This window comes from Ruegeria sp. HKCCD4884 (genome assembly GCF_013110855.1).
In the GTDB taxonomy this organism is placed as follows: Bacteria; Pseudomonadota; Alphaproteobacteria; order Rhodobacterales; family Rhodobacteraceae; genus Ruegeria.
In genome coordinates, this window is record NZ_WVRJ01000003.1 from 452901 (window position 1) to 471028 (window position 18128).

Sequence of the window (18128 nt, forward strand, 5' to 3'; positions counted from 1 at the left end):
GAGACAATATGACATGAGCGATCCCTTGACGCCCGAGCAGCGCCGCAAGGTCATGCAGGGCAATCGCGGTAAGAACACGAAACTCGAACTCGCCGTCAGGCGGGGCCTACATGCCCGTGGCCTGCGCTACCGCTTGCACGGGTCAAAGTCGATCGGCTCGCCCGATATCGTTTTCCCGAGGTATGGAGCAGTCGTGTTCGTGCATGGATGCTTCTGGCATCAGCATTCGGGCTGCAGACTGGCAGCCAGTGTGCGGGGCAAAACTCACGACAGATGGGAATCCAAGTTCCTAGCAAACATCGAAAGGGACGCTCGAAACATCCGGGCCGCGAGGGAGGCGGGCTATCGCGTGGCTGTTGTCTGGGAGTGTGCGGTAGAGCATCGGAAAAAGATGAGCGCTCTACGCGATGGAACCCTAGAGCAACTCGAACAGTGGCTTCGCGATGGCGCATCCGAACAGATAATCGAGATTGGATGAAACCTAGGCAGCCAGGATTTGACCATTGAACAAAACAGCTGCAATACGCGGGCCAAGTTTCAAAGCTCTCTTGAGAAGCCATTCCTCTCTCGCACCTGAGGTTGACCTTTTCGACTGCAGCCGGAACCGGAACAGACGTCTAAAACACCCCTTGGATTGGCGCTTTGGGTCCTTCCCCGAGGATTGGCTCTGCCACGGGGGGCGTTGAGCCCGGGGTTCGAAAATTTTCGGAAAGTCTTAGGATACACCCGTTTAAAAAAAGCGCAGGAAGCGCATTTCGGTGGATCTCCCTTAAGGGCTTAAAGGCGCTAAAGACTATCAGAGCGGAATAAGCGCAAAAATACGCTTCATATGCTCCACCACAATCTTCAATCAGAAAAGTCATCAACAACCTCCAACAACTCGATGCCCACGATCCGCCTGACAGAGGTCCCAGGCGCTCTCTTGAGACCACGCTGCGTCATGAGCCGCGAAAACTGGTTCTTTGACATCGGGGACAATCCGTCCTCCATGCAAAAAAGCCGATAGCTGGCGTAAAGATCCCCGACCCCGGTGACAGCGGACGCTACGCGCCTACAGTGTTGCGCCTCCCATTGGCCGATGACGTCGGTTTCGTTTCGGTACAGATTGCTGAAAGCCTTGATACTTGCCGGGATCTTCAGACCTTTGTGCTGCCACGCGATGCATCCATCAATGGCCCAATTCAAAACGCCGGGTAATTCCTCACAGATTATTTGAGAATCCAGATCCGGAACGCGCTCTTCTTCCGGTATTTGAACCCCGAATTCGACGGGGACCAATCGTCGCCAAAACCCGTCGCCGGCATCGTGCGCCCCGGGCAGGTAGTTGCCTCGAATGAGCAACTTGTGCGTCGGAAAGAACTCGAACGCTTCGTGGTGCAGAAAGCGGGCGGACACTCGCTCTCGAGAAGCCAACTCTTTTAGTCGCTGATCGTCCCAAATGTCGCCCTGCCCTAATTCGTTGATCTGAGCCAACCTCGCTCCCGGCAGGCGTGCTTTCAGCCGTTCAGCTTCGTTTTCGTGCTTGCTTTTCGCGACGAGAGAACTGCCCAAAGAAACCGCGTAGTCGCCCATGAGGCTAGCCAGCACGTTACCGAATACCGACTTGCCGTTCGCCCCGTTGCCCCAGAAAAAGAAAACCTTTTCTTCGACGACGCTGCCCGTGAGCATGTATCCGACGGCTCTTTGAACGAAGTGCCTAACTTCCTTGTCCGGCATTATCTTTCTTAAGAAGGACAAGAATTTTGGCGCCTCCGCTCCTCGTTCGAACTGAACGGTTCCCATTTTCGAAAGGAAATCCCTTGGGGTGGCTTCTCTCAGATCGCCGGTTCGAAGATCGACGACCCCGTTGGCCACTGCGAAAAGAAATGGATCAGCGTCGAAAACCGAAGGATCCGCTACCGCCATTCCAGGTTCCGATTTGGCACTTTCATAGATACGTCGAATTCGCGGCAACGACGCATGCACTGTGGCTGCCTTTATGTAGTCGGTCGCACCCAACGGGCTTTGACCGTTCGCCGACGCGGAGGTCGAAGCCAGCACGTCACGAGAAAGATTTTTCGCCAATCGCTCAATCTCCGTTACTTGGCAGACGCTCCATATGACTCCGTTGAACGATAGCCACTGCCCCGTCGCGGAAACGAACAACACCTTGGATCTATGCCGTTCGGCAAATTTGCGTCCGTTCCAGACGTCGCCATGCGGCACATATTCCTCTTCGGCGTTTTGCGATAGCGCCCATCCGTCCTGACGCGCGTAATGGACGAGTGTGCCTATACCAGCCGAGCGACCATTCGGGCGTGTTGCCAAAGACTGCCAAACGCGTTCGGTTTCGGGTTCGTCGTAACCGCCGGACCAGCTCTTGCTGAACTTGTGAAACAGGCGCCGGCCCGTCTCGCTCGCGCCGGACGCGTTTCGAATTGCAGCGCCGATCGCGCACCAAGTGTTCCGATCGTCGAAGCGGTCGTCATTTTTTATGAACCCGACCAATCGCTCAAGCTCGGATTCCGTCAAGTCTACCGGCCAATGACCCGCGGTGTCCGCCTCAACGTATACCAATTCTCCGATTTCTTTGTGTTTGGCAGGCCAGGGATCGACGGCCTGGCCGGCTATGAATTCACCGATGTACGGGGCTCCCTTGTCGTGACGAGCGTCGAAAAAAAGTCGTGCCACGTCGCACGCGCTGTCGTCGATCGGAATCGCCAATTCTCGAGCCATTTTCCTGTAGGCAGCTTTGTAAGCCTCGACGGCTCTTTTTCGATCGGGATAGTCCGCGCTTCGCCAAGGCTTCTCCAAAAACAGAACCAGTCGAAACCTCTGGCAGGCACCGTGGCGGATCGAGACAGTTTCACCCGCCTCCGCCAACAAGCTGGCAAGATCGTTTCCTTCCACACTCGTTGCTGCTCGAGCGACGCTCTCAACATATCCTTTGTGGATCAGAAAGTCTGCGATCGGGGCGCCGGGATTGCGCTCGGACCAATGCTCTAGACGTTTTCGTTTTACCCAGGTCGCCGTTTTCCCATGATTGTGGGTCGATACGACGAGGCAAGCGTACCCGAGGCAATACAGACGCTTACGGATGTCTTCGATGGGAGTACCTGCGTCGCAATCAAACACCAACAAATTCGAAAATCGCGACGTCTCGGTACTTCGACGGCCGCCGTCGAATTCGAACGGGGACCACGCCGTGCCTTCCTTCTTCCCAACCTCGTGCTGAACGGTCCGCTCGAGAAACTGGGTGAAAGACAATTCCTCCGTCTTCCAATCCTTATCGCGATGCGAGGTGGCACTGGAGATGACAATCGTCTCGGGTACGCCGACTGCGTCGCCGTTTTCCAAAGGGCACGAACCTAGCAGGGTCAAGTCGATTTCGCTGTACGAGACTGCGAGGACATCCACGGTTTCGTTTCTTGTTTCTACATTCATTGGATAATCTCCGGAGGCATTCTCTCTGGAGCGCGCCAAAGAGAATGCCTGTCAAGTTGGAGGGTCACGCCAAAGTCGCGATGTCTTTCGGGATCGGTGGTATGATCAGTTCAAAGCCCCAGTGAGTTTCTTTACCCTCTCCAGGAGCCCAGACCAATTCCGACAAGAGGGCAGCCTCCGGGCTCAATTGCTTCACGAGAGACTTGCGCCATGCAACGACCGTATCGGCGAATTCGACAGCCGCGAATTCTCGATAACCTGCACCCGTCATCAATTTAACGTGGGCGCGATGAAGGGTCTCCCATACGACCTCCGGGATCTGCAGTTCCGTTTCGGACATCAGACCGCCTCCTGGCTCGATTTTGCACACCCTTCGATAAACGCCTCCAACCAGGCTTCCGGAAGCGCCGAAGCCCGTTTAGCGACCTTGATAAACGGCGGGAAGTCTCCGTCCTTGGCCATCTGGTAGATTTGACTTTTCGACAGCCCCGTAAGGCGCGTGACTTCGTTGGGGCGCAACAAACGCCCGGTCGCGGGGACGTTCGCCCAAGGTTTCGTATCGTTGTCCAATTTCATGACTTTCTCCAACTATGGCCAGCGTTATGCTCGGCTCGCCAGAGAAGCTTGTCATGGTCCGCAATTCAGGTCATGCGAATGAACATCGCGAATTTTGCCTAGGTTATTTCTTAATTTTTCTCAGATACTTGCATCATTTCGCGAAAAAAATCTCCCTGGATTCGCCAGGCGAAATCGGATTTTCTGACGGTCTCGGGCACGGCTTCCCCGGTCTCCGCGTCGAGGGTCGCGTAGCCGGTCCACATTTCCGATTCCATGCGATAGCCGAGTGCCACGTTTATGCGTTTCCTGAGGTTGTCGTCACTTATCGGAACCCATCGCGCTTTTTTCGCCAATTTTGGATGGACGCGGTTTGAAAAACCGCGTTGCCCAACGCTGGTCACTACCCTCTTTCTGGTGGCCTTCAAGAAGCGAAAAACCGCAGGTTTCCCGACGTCTTTCATCCACGACGCCTCGCGCTCCACTCCGATCCCGTGCCCCACCACAAAAAGGCCGATCGCACTCGGCAAGAATTCAATCGTTTCGATTTCGCGTGGAGCGCCCTGAGATTGGCGCTCGATCAGCCCTTTTTCCGCGGCCTCGACCCAGCCTTCGACTTCCGCGAGCCAATCCACAGGGGGTAGAGGCGGTGGGAATTCGTCGTGATGAAAGGCACGCGCGACTTCCGTATATGTCTGTATGCTCTTGTTCAGACGTGAGACCGTTTCTTTGCTCAACCTTCTTTCGAGTTGTGCACGCAATGTCCATTCGACGGCATTGTTGAGCCAATAGGCGAACACGCTCGCGTTCACCGCGGGATCGAGCCACGCCCCGCTTTCCTCCAAGATTTCGTCCACGTCGTCTTGGTTCAAGATCGGGCTGCCGCCGAGCGTGTATTGATCGATCGGTTCCAAATCATTTTCGTTAGGCTGCGTGTCTTCATTCATTTTGCGTCGACCTCCGCATGGCATCCAATTCGTCCGCCCACCATTTCGCCATCTCGACGCGTTCGCTCCAATGCTCGCCGCGTACGTATGCCCTACGTACTTCGTTGCCCTCGACATGGGCCAGCGCTCTCTCGACCGCGTCCACGTGCCAAAGCCCGCTCTCGTTGGCGAAGGTGCTGAAGGTCGCTCTGAAACCGTGTGCCGTAATCCGATCGGATCCGTATCCCATCCTTTTCAGCGCCGCGTTGAGAGTGTTTTCGGACATCGGTTTTTGCCAGTTTCGCGCGGACGGAAACAAAAACGCGCCGTCTCCCGTATGGCACTGCAACTCGCGCAGTCCGGCCAGGGTTTGAGGAGCGAGCGGGACCCTGTGTGGACGGCGCATCTTCATGCGTTCGGGCGGCACGCGCCAGACCGCATCGTCCAGATCGAATTCGGACCACTGCGCTTGACGCAATTCGCCCGGACGCGGCGCCATCAAAGACAGCAGCTGCAGCGCGTGCATCGTGGTCGGCTGACCAGAAAATCCATCGATCGCATTAAGTAGTTTCCCGAGTTCGACCCTGTCCAGGATTGCCGAACGCGACTTGACCGTCGGGCGTATCAAGGCACCTTTCAATGGCTCGGTCGGATCACTGGAGGCTCGGCCGGACGCGATCGCGAAACGAAACACCGAACCTATGGTGCTCCTCAATCTCCGCGTTGTCTCATACGTTCCGTTGGCTTCAACTTTTCGTAGGAGCCGTAGGACGTCTTGGGCTTCGATTTGTCGGAGAGGTCGGTCCGCAAGTTGCGGCTCGATCAGCGTGACCAGCCAGCGTAACTTTTTCATCGTGGCCGGCGCACGGCCCTCCTTTTCAAGCTTGTTCAAGTATTCCTGGGATACGGCACCCAAAGTCACCTCTCGTTCTCGGTCTTTTTCAATGCGCGCGCGCTTCCTTTCTTCGGAAGGATCGAGATCTTCCAGCAACATAAGACGCGCTTCGTCGCGTTTTTCTCGGGCGTGCTTTAAGGTGACCAGAGGATACGGGCCAAAAGACAGGAGCTTCTCCCGCCCCCTGTATCTGTATTTCATCCTCCACAATTTTGATCCCGACCGCGTCACGAGGACGTGCAGTCCGTAGCCGTCAAACAGCTTGTAGTCCTTTTCACGCGGTTTCGCGTTTTTGATCGCTGTGTCGGTCAAGCGCATGAGAACGGGAATCGCATTGAAAGCTTGGGCGATGTGATTTTCATATTACCCCCAATAATACCCCCAATTTTCTTGGCTGCCCCAAGATTCTCCTGGACAACCCTGGAGAGTAAATAAAGCGAAATCATGGCATTACCGAAATTTTCGGACGCCTCTGGATACTGCTGAAAGTATAAATGGTGCCCGGGGGCGGAATCGAACCACCGACACGAGGATTTTCAATCCACTGCTCTACCCCTGAGCTACCCGGGCACGGGAACGACATTCGTCGTTGGGTGGAGGCGTTCTATGACTTGCCACCGGCAGTGTCCAGAGGCTTTTTTACATTTTTTCAGTGCGGTCGTTTCGGCATAAGGTCTTGGGCTTCAGCGTCTGCTTCAAGGTCGTCTTCGCGCTGCGAAGGGACTGCGTAAGAACCGTTCAGCCACTTGGCCAAATCAATGTCTGCGCAGCGTTTTGAGCAGAAAGGACGGAACTTCTGCACCGTGTCTTCTCCGCAGATCGGGCAGCTCATTTCAGGATCTCCGCCAGCGGCAAACGGCTGCGTTTGCGTTGCAGTTCGAAATGTCCCAGCGGGGTCCAGCCTGCCAGAATCGTCTCGTCCGGATCCGACTTGAAAGCAGCGCGCAGAGCGGATTCGAAACCACGCCGGTCTTTTTTGGGCATCGGTGACAGATCCAGGGTGATCTGCCCTGCCAATCCACGCACGCGCAAGGCGCGGGGCAACAGTTTGGCACAGGCAAAGTTGGCTTTGGTCCCAGCCGCCAAGGATGTGTCCGCGCCGGTATTCACATCCACTGCAACCAATGCGCGTGTAGGTTCGATATAAAGATATCCGCCACCCGGCAAAGGTTCGGAAACACCATGCGCAACATCTAACGCGTCCAGCACACCATGAGTTTCGAAGCCTCCGGCCCGCGTGACAACCTCGGCCGGGTCTGTCCAGTCCCGCCAGGCCAGGATGTGAGGGCTGTCGCCTTCACTCAGAATCTCTGGTTCGGTGCCATCGTCATTCATCACCTGGTCCGCTTGCGCCAACATGGCCGAGATGTCTTCGGCAATGTCTTCCGCATCCGCGCCTACGCAGCAGGAGCGAAGGATCAGGCCATGACGGCTCTCACCCATCTGTTCATGTGCAATTTCCAGCAACTGGTCACGGACTTCTTCATCCCTGATGCTGCGCGATATGTTCAGGCCCGGCGCTTCGGGCGTGACAATGGCATAGCGGCTTTTAAACAGGATCCGGTTGCTCACCGGAATGGCTTTGCCTGGTTCGGCATAACCACTCACCTGCACCAGAAGCATGGTGCCGGGGGCCAACCCTTTGACTTGTCGCAAGAAGGCAGGCCCATCCGGGGTTGTCAGAAACATGCCCCCCTGCCCTTTGACCGGGCGGTCGGCACGGGCGCGATAGATCGTACCGGGCGTAGGCGCGTCCGCTGCAATCAGGAAGTCATCAAGCTTGCCGTCAACCATAAGGGCCGCGGCTTCGCGGTCCTCGATATGGTCCAGAACGATAGTGCGGCCCTTCATGATGCCTCGCGATATAATGGATAGCCGATACCCTGCAGCAGAGCGGCGGTTTCGGACAGGGGCAGACCGACAATGCCGGTGAACGAGCCCGAAATCCAGGGAATGAACGCGCCTGCGGGGCCTTGAATGGCATAGGCACCCGCTTTGCCCTGCCAGTCCCCTGTCGCAAGATAAGCGTTGATTTCAACATCCGACAAGCGTTTGACCTTCACCTGCGAGACGACGTCACGCTGCAATATTCGCTCCCCGCGCCGTATCGCGACCGAGGTTATGACCCGGTGACGGCGACCGGACAACGCGTGCAGAAATTCGGCGGCCTGGCCTGCATCTTCGGGTTTACCCAGAATGCGACGCCCCAAAGCAACGGTAGTGTCTGCGCACAACGTGATGTCATCTCTATCCGCTTGTACCGCCTGCACTTTTTCGCGTGTGATACGGCTGCAATAGGGAACCGGAAGCTCGCCTTTCAGCGGTGTTTCGTCGATGTCAGGGGGGCGGATGGCATCGGGCTGCACACCAAGCTGGGCCAGCAGGTCCAGCCGTCTCGGGCTGCCCGATCCTAAAATAAACGCCATTGCGGCAGGCGTTACTTGAAGCGGTAGTTGATCCGACCTTTGGTCAGATCGTACGGGGTCATTTCGACCTGGACTTTATCGCCGGCCAGAACACGGATGCGGTTCTTGCGCATCTTGCCTGCCGTATGTGCGATTATCTCATGGCCGTTTTCCAGCTCGACCCGAAACGTCGCATTAGGCAGGAGTTCCTTCACGACACCGGGAAATTCGAGCGTATCTTCCTTGGCCATGTTGTCTCCATCATTACGTTGCACCCGCAGAATCTGCGGGGATGTGCGCTTAAATGAGCCTATTTCGCCCTTATTTCAAGGGCGGAATCACCTAAAGGCTGGATATTGTGACCGATTCGACTCGGGGGGCTTGTTCCTGCCAATGAGTGCGGTTCAGCACATGGCCGTCCGCACGGACATGTGCAATTGCTTCCAAATCGACCTCGGCATAGGTCCAGCCGGGTTGGTTCAGTACGCCTTCGGCCAGCACCCCTGTGGCTGGAAAGCCCTTGTCCGGCGGGCCGAATATGCCACCCGTACCAGTGTTTTTGTCCACGGCCTCGGACCGTTCGTTATTTCCAACCAGCGAAGCCATCACGGTAACACATTGATTTTCCAATGCTCTTGACATCGCTCCGATGCGGACACGCCAATAACCGGAAAGGGCTTCGGTGCAGGACGGAACAAGGATCAGATCCGCCTCGCTAAAGGCGCGGCCCAACAAAGGGAACTCGCTGTCATAACAGATGAGCACCCCGATCTTGCCCAGCGCGGTGTTGAACAGCTTCAGCGGACCACCGGGGGCAATGTCCCAATCTTCACGCTCGAACCGGGTCATGATCTGTTTGTCCTGATGGTCGCAAGCGCCATCTGGAGCATAGAACGCGGCGCGGTTCACTGGACGACCGTGGCCATCCATAACCGGGGCGGAAGCGCCCAGAATGTATGTGTTGTATGTCTTCGCAAGGCGGCTGTGCAGGGTTTGCACATCCCCCATTCGGTCAGACACTGAATGGATCGAGCGTTCCAGATCGCCTGCCACCTCGACCCCATCGAGGGTCGAAAGCTCCATGGCTCCGTATTCAGGGAAAACCAGAAGTTCGGCCCCCTGCCCTGCGGCTTCGGCGACCCAGCGGTCCAATTTGTCTTCATACTGTGCCCAACTGTCGAGCCAGCTGAGGTCGTAAGCGGCAGTGGCGATTTTCATGATTTGGCATCTACTAAGACTCAGTTGCCGCGACACTAGAAGAGGACGGCGCGGCATGTACAGGGCATTTGTTTCCGCACCGTCCTTCTGGCCCGCACCCAAGCGCTGTGGAGGTTTTGCGAGACGCTGGTTCAGCAATCAAACGATAACCCATCAAAAACCGGCTTGTCATTAATAATGTAATAACATTACATAGCCGACAATTTATAGCGGGCGAAGGCAAACACCCGTCTGCCCCCCGATTCGGGCTAAAAACACAGGAGCGCACCCAATGACTGAAACCCGACTTCCGGTCACTGTTCTGTCCGGCTTTCTGGGCGCGGGCAAAACAACCCTCTTGAACCGCGTACTGAACAATCGCGATGGCCGACGGGTGGCCGTGATTGTCAACGACATGTCCGAAGTGAATATCGATGCCGATCTTGTTCGCGCCGATACCGAGCTTTCCCGCACAGACGAGACGTTGGTCGAAATGTCGAACGGCTGCATCTGCTGTACGCTTCGGGACGACTTGCTGGACGAGGTGCGCAGACTGGCATCCGAAGGGCGGTTTGATTACCTGTTGATCGAATCCACCGGTATCTCCGAGCCACTGCCCGTAGCGGCAACTTTCGATTTCCGCGATGAGCTTGGCGAAAGCCTGTCGGATGTTTCACGCCTGGACACGATGGTGACGGTTGTAGACGCGGTCAATCTGCTCAATGACTTCTCAAGCCATGATTTCCTGCGTGACCGGGGCGAGACCATGGGGGAAGAAGATGAACGCACGTTGGTACATTTGCTGACCGATCAGATCGAATTTGCCGATGTGGTCATTTTGAACAAGGTTGCCGACGCCGGGCCGGACCGTGTGGATGCTGCGCGCAAGATCATCCGCAGTTTGAACGCGGATGCTAAGATTATTGAAACCAACCACTCAGATGTTGCCGCAGACGAAATTCTGGATACCCGGCTGTTCGACTTCGAAAAGGCGCATGAGCACCCGATGTGGGCTAAAGAGCTGTATGGATTTGCCGATCACGTGCCGGAAACCGAGGAATATGGCGTTACCAGCTATGTCTACCGGGCGCGGCAGCCCTTTTTTCCTGAAAAGATCCTTGAAATCTTGAACGGCGATCTGCCCGGTGTGATCCGGGCCAAGGGTCATTTCTGGATCGCCACGCGCCCGGATTGGGTGGCTGAGTTTTCACTGGCAGGCGCGTTGTCGTCCGTGCAGCCTCTGGGCACTTGGTGGGCAACAGTGCCCGAAGACCGCCGCCCTGATCATGAAAGCGCACGCGCTTATATGCAGGCCCATTGGCAAGAACCCTGGGGCGATCGCCGACAAGAGATCGTGTTCATCGGCAGCGGTATCGACTGGCCCAAACTGAAAGCCCGATTGGATACAGCACTGCTGCCCGCTGTCGTTGCAAGCCGTCTTGAAGACCTGCCAAAGCTGCCAGACCCCTTCCCGATCTGGCGCCGTGCCGAGGCTGCGGCATGAGCATTGTTCAGAACATCGCCCAAGACGCGGCTATGGGGATCGAGATTTGCACCACGCCGGACAGTCTTTCAGCCATTCATCAGCCCGGCTGCGCTGCAACCATATGGAACAGACAACTTTTGCAGGGTTTTCAATCGTGGCTGAATGGGCTTGAACCCGAACAACTGCCCAAGACCCGCGTGATCCTGCGCCCCGAGTTGGTGCGCGAGGCTGTTTCTGAAGTATGCGACGCGCGCGGCACCCCACCGGGTGCAGAGCGCGACCGGCTGGTGGACGACATTGCAGCGCTGTCTGATATCTTTGCCGGTCTGATGAACGCGAAATGGCTGCGGCTGCGGTTGGACGTGATAACGACCAATGCATGCCGCAGGTTCCACATTGATGCCGTGAGCGCGCGCCTCGTCTGCACCTATAAGGGAACGGGAACGCAATATGGGGTCTCGACAGGTGGCGCAGACCCATCGCGCGTTTTCACGACCCCAACCGGCGCACCAATTCTGTTACGCGGCACGCTCTGGCCCGCACAACCAGACCCCGGTTTTCTGCACCGCTCGCCTCCGATTGAAGGCACGGGCGAGACGCGGTTGGTTCTTGTTCTGGATCCGGTCCTTGACCCTGAAAGTGAGTTTGACCCGATCTTGGGGCACTGAAAACAAATGCCCGGGCATGCTCTGCCCGGGACCTGCTCTAAGTCCTGCACAGACGGGAACGTGAATTGGCATCTGCGGTCTGACGTGCTTGAATGTACGAAGGAGGCTGGTGATGCAAAAACAGGAAGAATTCGAGAAGTTCTATTTCGCCAAGGTTGGGATGGGCGAAGCCTGCGGATGCGCCGAGCGTGTCATTGACGTCTATGAGTTCAACCGCAAAGGCGGTCAGCAATCCAAGAAAGCCGTGAAACAAGACAAGCGCAAACGCCTCTCGCTTCGGGCTTGGGCCGTGAAATACGGTTTCTTAAGCCGCAGGCGCGCACCGTAAATGGTGCCTATAGATCCCTGATCCAGAACTGTAGCGGTTTGAGCGTCTCGCCATCTTCTCCGATGTCTTTCCAGGAAAACTGTGCAATGACGCCGGGTAGAGGCGTGTAACCACGCGCGCGCCAGAAGGTGTCGAGCGGGCGGTATTGTGCAGGTCTCATCGGGTGGTCGTCCGGGCGTTGCACCCCGCAGAATGCAGCTTTGGAGAACCCAAGACGGCAGGCATGGGCTTCACGTTCGTCAAAAAATTTGTGGCCGACACCCTGCCCACGATACTCCGATAACAGCACCGACTCCGCGCAATAGAAGATGTCGCCCAAATCAAGGCCCGTACCTTCAAACGCGGCGGCGAAATCTTCGGCGTGATCCGTCAGGGGGGCACCAGTTGACGCGCCGATCAGGCGGTCGCCGTCGAAAGCACCGACCACGATGGCCTGATCACTGTCCCTGTAGGATTGCAGATACTTGCGCTCATACCCGAGGTCGCCATCATAGAGGTAAGGCCAGTCGTGAAAAACCTTAATCCGCAGACGGGCGACATCGTCCAAAGCGGCTTCAAGCGCCGCTCCAGTCAGGGGGCGGACTGCGCTGACCTCAGCCATTCGAGACCTGTTTGGTCCAGTCCGCAAGATTGTAGAAAGTTGTGACGCGGGTGATCTTTCCGTCTTTCAAATCAAAAAATGATCCGGCAGGCAGGCGATAGGTCTGGCCGTGCGCTTCGGGCAGGCCCTCGTCGGTTTCCAGATAGGTGCCGTTCACGATGAATTCGGCCGCAGCGCGAGTGCCACCTTGGGCGTCGAACACGACGATATCGGTCAGATTCTCTTTGTAGCAGCGATTCATATGGGCGCAGAAGGCCGCGAACTTTTCCTTGCCCACACGGATTTGGCCCTCGTTCACGTGATGGGCCACGTCGTCGGACAAACAGGCCAACATGCCATCAACATCACCGGCGTTGAATGCCTCGAAATAGGTTTGAACGGTCTGGTTCATGGGTCACTCCGTTGGTTCGCCCCAGCGGTCTTTCAGATGCTTGATGATCTGATCGCGGGTCTGTCGGTAGTGGTGTAGCTTGGTTTCGCGCGTCTCACCCATCCCGGTAGGGTCCATTATTGGCCAATAATCGACATCGAGGTGAAAAATCCGGGTCAGTTCCAGCGCTTTGCGCTGACTGGCAGGTGACAAGGCGACAATCAGATCGAACGAGCTGAGGTCGTCGCCCCACTCTTCCATCTCGTCGAAGGATCGAGTGCGGTGGCGGGACAACTCGACGCCGATTTCGTGGCATACAGAAATACAGAAACCGTCAATATCAAGATCGTTATGAACTCCGGCAGACTGCACATAGGTGCCGGTGCCGTAGAATTTCTTCATGATGCCTTCGGCCATCGGGGACCGAACCGAGTTGTGGTCGCAACAGAACAGGATCGACTGCGGCAGAGGCGTCACCCGTTAGCCTCCGAAATGCAGCACGCAAATCAGCGTGAAGAGGCGGCGGGCGGTGTCGGTGTCTACGTCGGCTTTGCCCTCTAACCTTTCCTGCAAGACGCGGCTGCCTTCGTTGTGGATACCGCGCCGGGCCATATCGATGGTTTCGATCTGGCTGGGGGGCAGCGATTTCACCGCGTCGAAATAGCTTTCGCAGATCTGGAAATAGTCTTTGACCACTTGCCGAAAGGGGCCGAGCGACAGATGAAATTCCGCCGCTTTCTGCTCTTCCTCTGTTGCAACGTCAAAGACCAGCCGCTTGTCGCGGATCGACAACTGCAGGTGATAGGGCCCATCGGGCACAACGCGGTCATCGCGTTTGGGCAAAGAGAAACTGTTCTCTTCCAGCAAATCATAGATGGCAACCTTGCGTTCCTGCTCGATCTCCGGCGTCGGCGGGGGCAGGTTTCGGTCATCCAGTTCGATATGCGAGATGCGGGTCATCTTTACAGCTACAATCCTTGTGTCAGCACAGACCTATAACAACGAAATTCGCGTAGCAACGCACAGAAACGCCATATGGGCCCGGTCTTTGCGTCAATTCAACCATTCAAGCGGTTTAGCCGGGCCGTAACCGACAAGCCATGCGCCTCAAGGCTTTCTGATTGGGCCAGTTGTTCGGCGGCCGGTCCGATGTCGCGCAGCGCTTCGGGGGTCATCTGGCTAAGTGTGGTGCGTTTGAGAAAGTCCATCACACTGAGACCCGATGAGAACCGCGCAGACCGGGCAGTCGGCAGCACGTGGTTGGGGCCGCCGACATAGTCGCCGATGGCTTCAGGCGTGTATTGACCCAGAAAAATGGCACCTGCGTGGATTGTCTTCTCGCTCAACGCCACCGGATCCGCGACGCACAGTTCCAGATGTTCAGGCGCAATACGGTTCGACAGGGCCGCCGCCTCATCCAGATCACGCACAGTGATGACTGCACCAAAGTCGCGCCAACTGGCACCAGCAATAGCGCGACGTTGCAGAGTTTCGAGGCGTTTTTCGACCGCCTCAGTCACGCGTTGACCGAAAGTGGCATCATCGGTGATCAGGATGGATTGCGCGCTTTCGTCATGTTCGGCCTGGCTGAGCAAATCCAGCGCGATCCAGTCGGGGTCGTTATCCTTGTCGGCAATCACCAGAATTTCCGACGGACCAGCGATCATGTCGATACCAACCTTGCCAAACACACGCCGCTTGGCAGCTGCGACAAAGGCATTGCCCGGGCCGGTAATTTTGTCGACCGGCGCGATGGTGTCGGTGCCATAGGCCAGCGCTGCCACAGCCTGCGCTCCGCCGATGCGATAGATCTCGTCCACGCCCGCCAATTGCGCGGCCAGCAGCACTAGCGGGTTCACTTGTCCATCCGGCGTAGGCACCACAATGGCCAGCCGTTCCACACCTGCCACTTTGGCCGGTATCGCGTTCATCAGAACCGAGGACGGGTAAGAGGCCAATCCACCCGGCACATAAAGTCCTGCGGCAGAAACCGCGGACCAGCGCCAGCCCAACGTCGCCCCGGCTTCATCCGTCCAGCTGTGATCGGTGGGCATCTGTTTTTCGTGATAAGATCGGATGCGGGATGCGGCAAGTTCCAGCGCCGTACGATCTTCCGCCCCAACCTCAGCCACCGCGTCTGAGATTTCTTGCGCGCTGAATGCTAGTGTTTCAGGTGTCAGCTCTAGCCGGTCAAATTTAGCAGTCAACTCGATGACCGCCGCGTCACCATGGTTGCGAACATCATCGATGATCTGAGCCACGACTGCGTCCACATCCGGGCTGTCTTCGCGCTTTGCTGACAGCAGCGTTTGGAAGGCACCCTCAAAATCGGGCGATGTGGCGTCGAGGAAAACGGGCATGATCAGGCACTCCGGGCGTTGCGCCATGGGACATATCGCCCGCTGCGCGCGGCCTCAACCCTCAGTCGCCGGGGTGCAGCGATTTGCGCATCGCCAAGCAGGACAAATCCTGGCGGTCACTGCACCGCCCGGTATCTTCCCACCCATGGCGTAGATAAAACTCCCGTGCCGTCCGGGTCGCATCAAGATGCGCTTCGGTGCAACCGCACGCAGCCAGTTGCTGTTCCAACTGACTGAGCAGAGCGGCCCCAACCCCGCTGCCCACATGACCCGGATCAACGTAAAGCAAGGTGATCTTCCCGGTCTCGAACAAACCACCGACGGCAGCCACCTGCCCTTCATGCTCGGCCACCCAGATCTGCGACCCTGACTTGAACCAACCCCGGATGGTTTCGGGATCCTTGTTTGCTGTCCATTTTTTCAGATGGTCAGGATCGTTATTGTGGTCGGCCACACAAAGCTGCGTGATCGACCGGATCAGCACCTGGCTGATGTCGAACACGTCGAACACAGTGGCCGGACGCAGCGCGACGCCTCCTGACGGTTTGGAAAACGCCTGAGAGATACCGCGCTTGTTCTGCATCTATTCGGGGTGATGCGGGGCCTGACCCGACGGGGCCTGATAGGGGCGGGTTACATCCTTAAGGGTCACGTCGACGGCTTCGACCTTAAGACGGATCACACCGTCGCCCGCCAATGTCAGCAAGATTTGACCAGCGCCATCTTCACTCGCTTCGAAATCGACCGAGAGAAGGGACATGATCATGTCAGTATCCCTTCGATCAACGCCTTGGCTGGCCACGGAAAGGACCGAATCAAAGACCAGCACGGATTGCACCCGCTCGAACGGGCGATCACGGCGGGTGGCCGCATCTTTGTCTTCCCAGCGAAAGCGGTTCAACAACAGGCCAAAACGGCGCTGCGACGGCTGCCATTTCATCTCGGTCACCGGAAAAACCGCATCCTGCGCCAGGGTTGAGATGACCTGAAGGTCGTCGCCGTCCTCGGCACCAAGATTTAATGGGGCCTCGCGCCCGTCTTCAAAACTTGCGTCTGTCATTGGCCCTTGATCCGTTCGATTTTTGCACCCACGCCTTCCAGCTTGCGCACCACATGCTCATATCCGCGGTCCAGATGATAGACCCGGCTGACCGTTGTTTCACCCTCTGCCGCCAGCCCCGCCAGAATCAGCGAGACTGAGGCGCGCAGATCCGTTGCCATAACAGGCGCACCTTTCAGGCTTTCAACACCCGTGACAGTGGCCGTACCGCCATGCACCTCGATATTCGCGCCCATGCGCACCAATTCGGGCGCGTGCATGAATCGGTTTTCGAAAATGCGTTCTTCCAGCACCGAGGTTCCTTCGGCAGTGCACATCAGCGCCATCATCTGCGCCTGAAGGTCCGTCGGGAAACCCGGAAACGGCTCTGTCACCACATCCACGGCCTGAACGCGGCCCTTCTTGCGCGCCACTTTTAGGCCGTTTTCGGTTTCCGCGACGCTGACTCCTGCTGCGTCCAGCTTTTCGGCAAAGGACTCGACCAGCGACATGCGCCCGCCCAGCAACTCAACCTCACCGCCGCAAATCGCCGGTGCCAGCATATAGGTACCCAGTTCGATCCGGTCCGTAACGACCTGATGCGTGGCACCATTCAACCGGTCGACACCCTGGATTTCAATGGTCGAGGTCCCCTCGCCCGAAATCTGGGCCCCCATCTTGCGCAGACATTCGACCAGATCGACGATCTCAGGCTCGCGCGCGGCATTCTTCAGAACAGTGGTTCCCTTGGCCAGCGTCGCAGCCATGACGATGTTTTCAGTTGCCCCAACCGAGGCAAAGCGCATCTCATGCACCGCGCCTTTCAACCCGCCCGGGGCCTTGGCGTGCAGATACCCGTCTTTCAGTTCGATCTCTGCACCCAACGCCTCAAGCCCTTCGACATGCAGGTCCATAGGACGCGCGCCGATCGCGCACCCACCAGGCAGTGACACAACCGCCTGACCAAACCGCGCCAGCAATGGCCCAAGCACCAGATTAGACGCACGCATCTTGCGCACGATGTCATAGTCAGCTGTCTGACTGGTCAGGGTGTGGCTCGACATCGCGATCACTTGCCCGTCCTGCAGCGACGACACTTCGGCCCCCAGCGATTGCAGCAGGGCGGTCATGGTTTTGATGTCGCTCAGTCGCGGCGCATTGGTCAGCGTCAGCGGTTCTTCGCTCAGCAATGTTGCGGGCATCAGCGTCAGGCACGCGTTCTTGGCCCCCGCGATCGGAATTTGCCCGTTCAGCGGGCCGTTGCCCGTTACAAGAATCGAATCCATCTGCTCTTATCCCTCGTCCTTATCGGCTTTGTCCCCCGAGGCCGCCCGCGCCTTGGCCTGCGCCTTGCGCCGCGCCATATTCGCCTTCAGCGCCGCCTTCAAACGCTCTTCCCGCGCTTCCCCGGATTTGCCTTGTTTTTTGGGTGAATTTTTATCTGTCATGATCTTTCTCTACAGGAGGCGAAAAAAACCGTCCAGACACCCTTGCGCCGCGTTTCGTTTGAGTCTAATCACCCGCCCACAGCGCTGCTGTAGCTCAGAGGTAGAGCACTCCCTTGGTAAGGGAGAGGTCGAGAGTTCAATTCTCTCCAGCAGCACCATTAAAATCAACAACTTAGCCGAAATGTAATGGTGTACTGGAGGGCCTCAACCCCCACCCAGCCCCCACCACTCATTCAATCCGTGCCGTTTTGGCTGATGGACTGAAGCGCTCGCCTTCTTGCCAGTTCGACAGAGGCGATTTGGTCATCAGTGCTGTGGACCCGATGCAACAATTCGGCGTCCGTTAGCAGGGTGTGGTCCTCAATATTTTGAGGAGGCGACATCGCGGCTCTCATCGCCTGCACAACGGCCTGCTCTTCCAGTTGCT

The 18128-nt window shown here is 57.1% G+C and carries 24 protein-coding genes and 2 tRNA genes; 5 read left to right on the forward strand and 21 right to left on the reverse strand.

Annotated elements, in window-relative coordinates; translation table 11 throughout:
- Positions 1–13 precede the first annotated feature (13 nt).
- Positions 14–478 carry a very short patch repair endonuclease gene (locus GS636_RS06945; protein WP_171668935.1) on the forward strand — a complete coding sequence of 155 codons (465 nt, stop codon included), beginning with the start codon at positions 14–16 and terminating at the stop codon, positions 476–478.
- 368 nt (positions 479–846) lie between these two features.
- Here GS636_RS06945 and GS636_RS06950 read toward each other — a convergent pair whose 3' ends face one another.
- The 11 genes from GS636_RS06950 to GS636_RS07000 all read right to left on the reverse strand — a co-directional run bounded on the left by GS636_RS06950 (position 847) and on the right by GS636_RS07000 (position 9422).
- Positions 847–3423, reverse strand: coding sequence for a phage/plasmid primase, P4 family (locus GS636_RS06950; RefSeq protein ID WP_171668936.1), 2577 nt, complete (start codon positions 3421–3423; stop codon positions 847–849).
- Between the two features lie 64 nt (positions 3424–3487).
- The gene (locus GS636_RS06955; RefSeq protein WP_171668937.1) at positions 3488–3763 is read right to left on the reverse strand and encodes a hypothetical protein; all 276 of its coding nucleotides are present in this window, start codon (positions 3761–3763) and stop codon (positions 3488–3490) included.
- Entirely contained in the window at positions 3763–3999 is a 237-nt protein-coding gene (locus GS636_RS06960) for an AlpA family transcriptional regulator (RefSeq protein ID WP_171668938.1), read from the reverse strand. Before GS636_RS06960 ends, GS636_RS06955 begins: the two co-directional genes overlap by 1 nt.
- Before the next feature lie 110 nt (positions 4000–4109).
- On the reverse strand, positions 4110–4925 hold the full coding sequence (locus tag GS636_RS06965; protein WP_171668939.1) for a hypothetical protein: 816 nt from the start codon (positions 4923–4925) through the stop codon (positions 4110–4112).
- Positions 4918–6117, reverse strand: coding sequence for an integrase arm-type DNA-binding domain-containing protein (locus tag GS636_RS06970; protein ID WP_171668940.1), 1200 nt, complete (start codon positions 6115–6117; stop codon positions 4918–4920). Before GS636_RS06970 ends, GS636_RS06965 begins: the two co-directional genes overlap by 8 nt.
- Positions 6118–6294: 177 nt before the next feature.
- Positions 6295–6369, reverse strand: a tRNA-Phe gene (locus GS636_RS06975).
- 79 nt (positions 6370–6448) lie between these two features.
- Positions 6449–6631: a DNA gyrase inhibitor YacG gene (locus tag GS636_RS06980; protein WP_171091294.1), complete on the reverse strand. Its 183-nt coding sequence runs from the start codon at positions 6629–6631 to the stop codon at positions 6449–6451.
- Positions 6628–7650: a ribonuclease E/G gene (locus GS636_RS06985; RefSeq protein ID WP_171668941.1), complete on the reverse strand. Its 1023-nt coding sequence runs from the start codon at positions 7648–7650 to the stop codon at positions 6628–6630. Before GS636_RS06985 ends, GS636_RS06980 begins: the two co-directional genes overlap by 4 nt.
- Complete coding sequence (locus GS636_RS06990) at positions 7647–8225, reverse strand: nucleoside triphosphate pyrophosphatase (RefSeq protein WP_171668942.1); 579 nt, start codon at positions 8223–8225, stop codon at positions 7647–7649. The genes GS636_RS06985 and GS636_RS06990 overlap by 4 nt, the downstream gene beginning before the upstream one ends.
- 11 nt (positions 8226–8236) lie before the next feature.
- Positions 8237–8455 (reverse strand): translation initiation factor IF-1, encoded by a 219-nt coding sequence (infA, locus tag GS636_RS06995; protein ID WP_005978431.1) that lies wholly within the window; start codon positions 8453–8455, stop codon positions 8237–8239.
- A gap of 91 nt (positions 8456–8546) precedes the next feature.
- Positions 8547–9422, reverse strand: coding sequence for a carbon-nitrogen hydrolase family protein (locus tag GS636_RS07000; RefSeq protein ID WP_171668943.1), 876 nt, complete (start codon positions 9420–9422; stop codon positions 8547–8549).
- 271 nt (positions 9423–9693) lie between these two features.
- Here GS636_RS07000 and GS636_RS07005 point away from each other — a divergent pair, with 271 nt between their 5' ends.
- The 3 genes from GS636_RS07005 (at position 9694) to GS636_RS07015 (ending at position 11883) form a co-directional block, all read left to right on the forward strand.
- Positions 9694–10905, forward strand: a complete 1212-nt coding sequence (locus tag GS636_RS07005; RefSeq protein ID WP_171668944.1) for a GTP-binding protein — start codon at positions 9694–9696, stop codon at positions 10903–10905.
- Positions 10902–11555 carry a DUF1826 domain-containing protein gene (locus GS636_RS07010; protein ID WP_253762668.1) on the forward strand — a complete coding sequence of 218 codons (654 nt, stop codon included), beginning with the start codon at positions 10902–10904 and terminating at the stop codon, positions 11553–11555. The genes GS636_RS07005 and GS636_RS07010 overlap by 4 nt, the downstream gene beginning before the upstream one ends.
- 112 nt (positions 11556–11667) lie before the next feature.
- The gene (locus GS636_RS07015; RefSeq protein WP_171091306.1) at positions 11668–11883 is read left to right on the forward strand and encodes a hypothetical protein; all 216 of its coding nucleotides are present in this window, start codon (positions 11668–11670) and stop codon (positions 11881–11883) included.
- A 7-nt stretch (positions 11884–11890) separates the two neighbouring features.
- Here GS636_RS07015 and GS636_RS07020 read toward each other — a convergent pair whose 3' ends face one another.
- The 9 genes from GS636_RS07020 to GS636_RS07060 all read right to left on the reverse strand — a co-directional run bounded on the left by GS636_RS07020 (position 11891) and on the right by GS636_RS07060 (position 17701).
- On the reverse strand, positions 11891–12484 hold the full coding sequence (locus GS636_RS07020; RefSeq protein WP_171668945.1) for a GNAT family N-acetyltransferase: 594 nt from the start codon (positions 12482–12484) through the stop codon (positions 11891–11893).
- Positions 12477–12875: a ketosteroid isomerase-related protein gene (locus GS636_RS07025; RefSeq protein ID WP_171175815.1), complete on the reverse strand. Its 399-nt coding sequence runs from the start codon at positions 12873–12875 to the stop codon at positions 12477–12479. Before GS636_RS07025 ends, GS636_RS07020 begins: the two co-directional genes overlap by 8 nt.
- Positions 12876–12878: 3 nt before the next feature.
- Positions 12879–13331 carry a low molecular weight phosphatase family protein gene (locus tag GS636_RS07030; protein ID WP_171091313.1) on the reverse strand — a complete coding sequence of 151 codons (453 nt, stop codon included), beginning with the start codon at positions 13329–13331 and terminating at the stop codon, positions 12879–12881.
- 3 nt (positions 13332–13334) lie between these two features.
- On the reverse strand, positions 13335–13814 hold the full coding sequence (locus tag GS636_RS07035; protein ID WP_171091315.1) for a UPF0262 family protein: 480 nt from the start codon (positions 13812–13814) through the stop codon (positions 13335–13337).
- Positions 13815–13912: 98 nt separating this feature from the next.
- Positions 13913–15214 (reverse strand): histidinol dehydrogenase, encoded by a 1302-nt coding sequence (gene hisD, locus GS636_RS07040; protein ID WP_171668946.1) that lies wholly within the window; start codon positions 15212–15214, stop codon positions 13913–13915.
- Between the two features lie 61 nt (positions 15215–15275).
- On the reverse strand, positions 15276–15797 hold the full coding sequence (locus tag GS636_RS07045; RefSeq protein ID WP_171668947.1) for a GNAT family N-acetyltransferase: 522 nt from the start codon (positions 15795–15797) through the stop codon (positions 15276–15278).
- Entirely contained in the window at positions 15798–16274 is a 477-nt protein-coding gene (locus GS636_RS07050) for a DUF2948 family protein (protein WP_171668948.1), read from the reverse strand. It abuts the gene before it with no gap.
- Positions 16271–17539, reverse strand: a complete 1269-nt coding sequence (gene murA / locus GS636_RS07055) for a UDP-N-acetylglucosamine 1-carboxyvinyltransferase (RefSeq protein WP_171668949.1) — start codon at positions 17537–17539, stop codon at positions 16271–16273. Before murA ends, GS636_RS07050 begins: the two co-directional genes overlap by 4 nt.
- 6 nt (positions 17540–17545) lie before the next feature.
- Positions 17546–17701: a hypothetical protein gene (locus tag GS636_RS07060; protein WP_171188337.1), complete on the reverse strand. Its 156-nt coding sequence runs from the start codon at positions 17699–17701 to the stop codon at positions 17546–17548.
- 83 nt (positions 17702–17784) lie between these two features.
- Between GS636_RS07060 and GS636_RS07065 the strand changes: the two genes are divergently transcribed.
- Positions 17785–17859: transfer RNA gene (locus tag GS636_RS07065), tRNA-Thr, on the forward strand.
- Between the two features lie 75 nt (positions 17860–17934).
- Here GS636_RS07065 and GS636_RS22580 read toward each other — a convergent pair.
- On the reverse strand, positions 17935–18128 hold a 194-nt coding region (locus GS636_RS22580), incomplete at its 5' end, for a hypothetical protein (protein WP_216602843.1).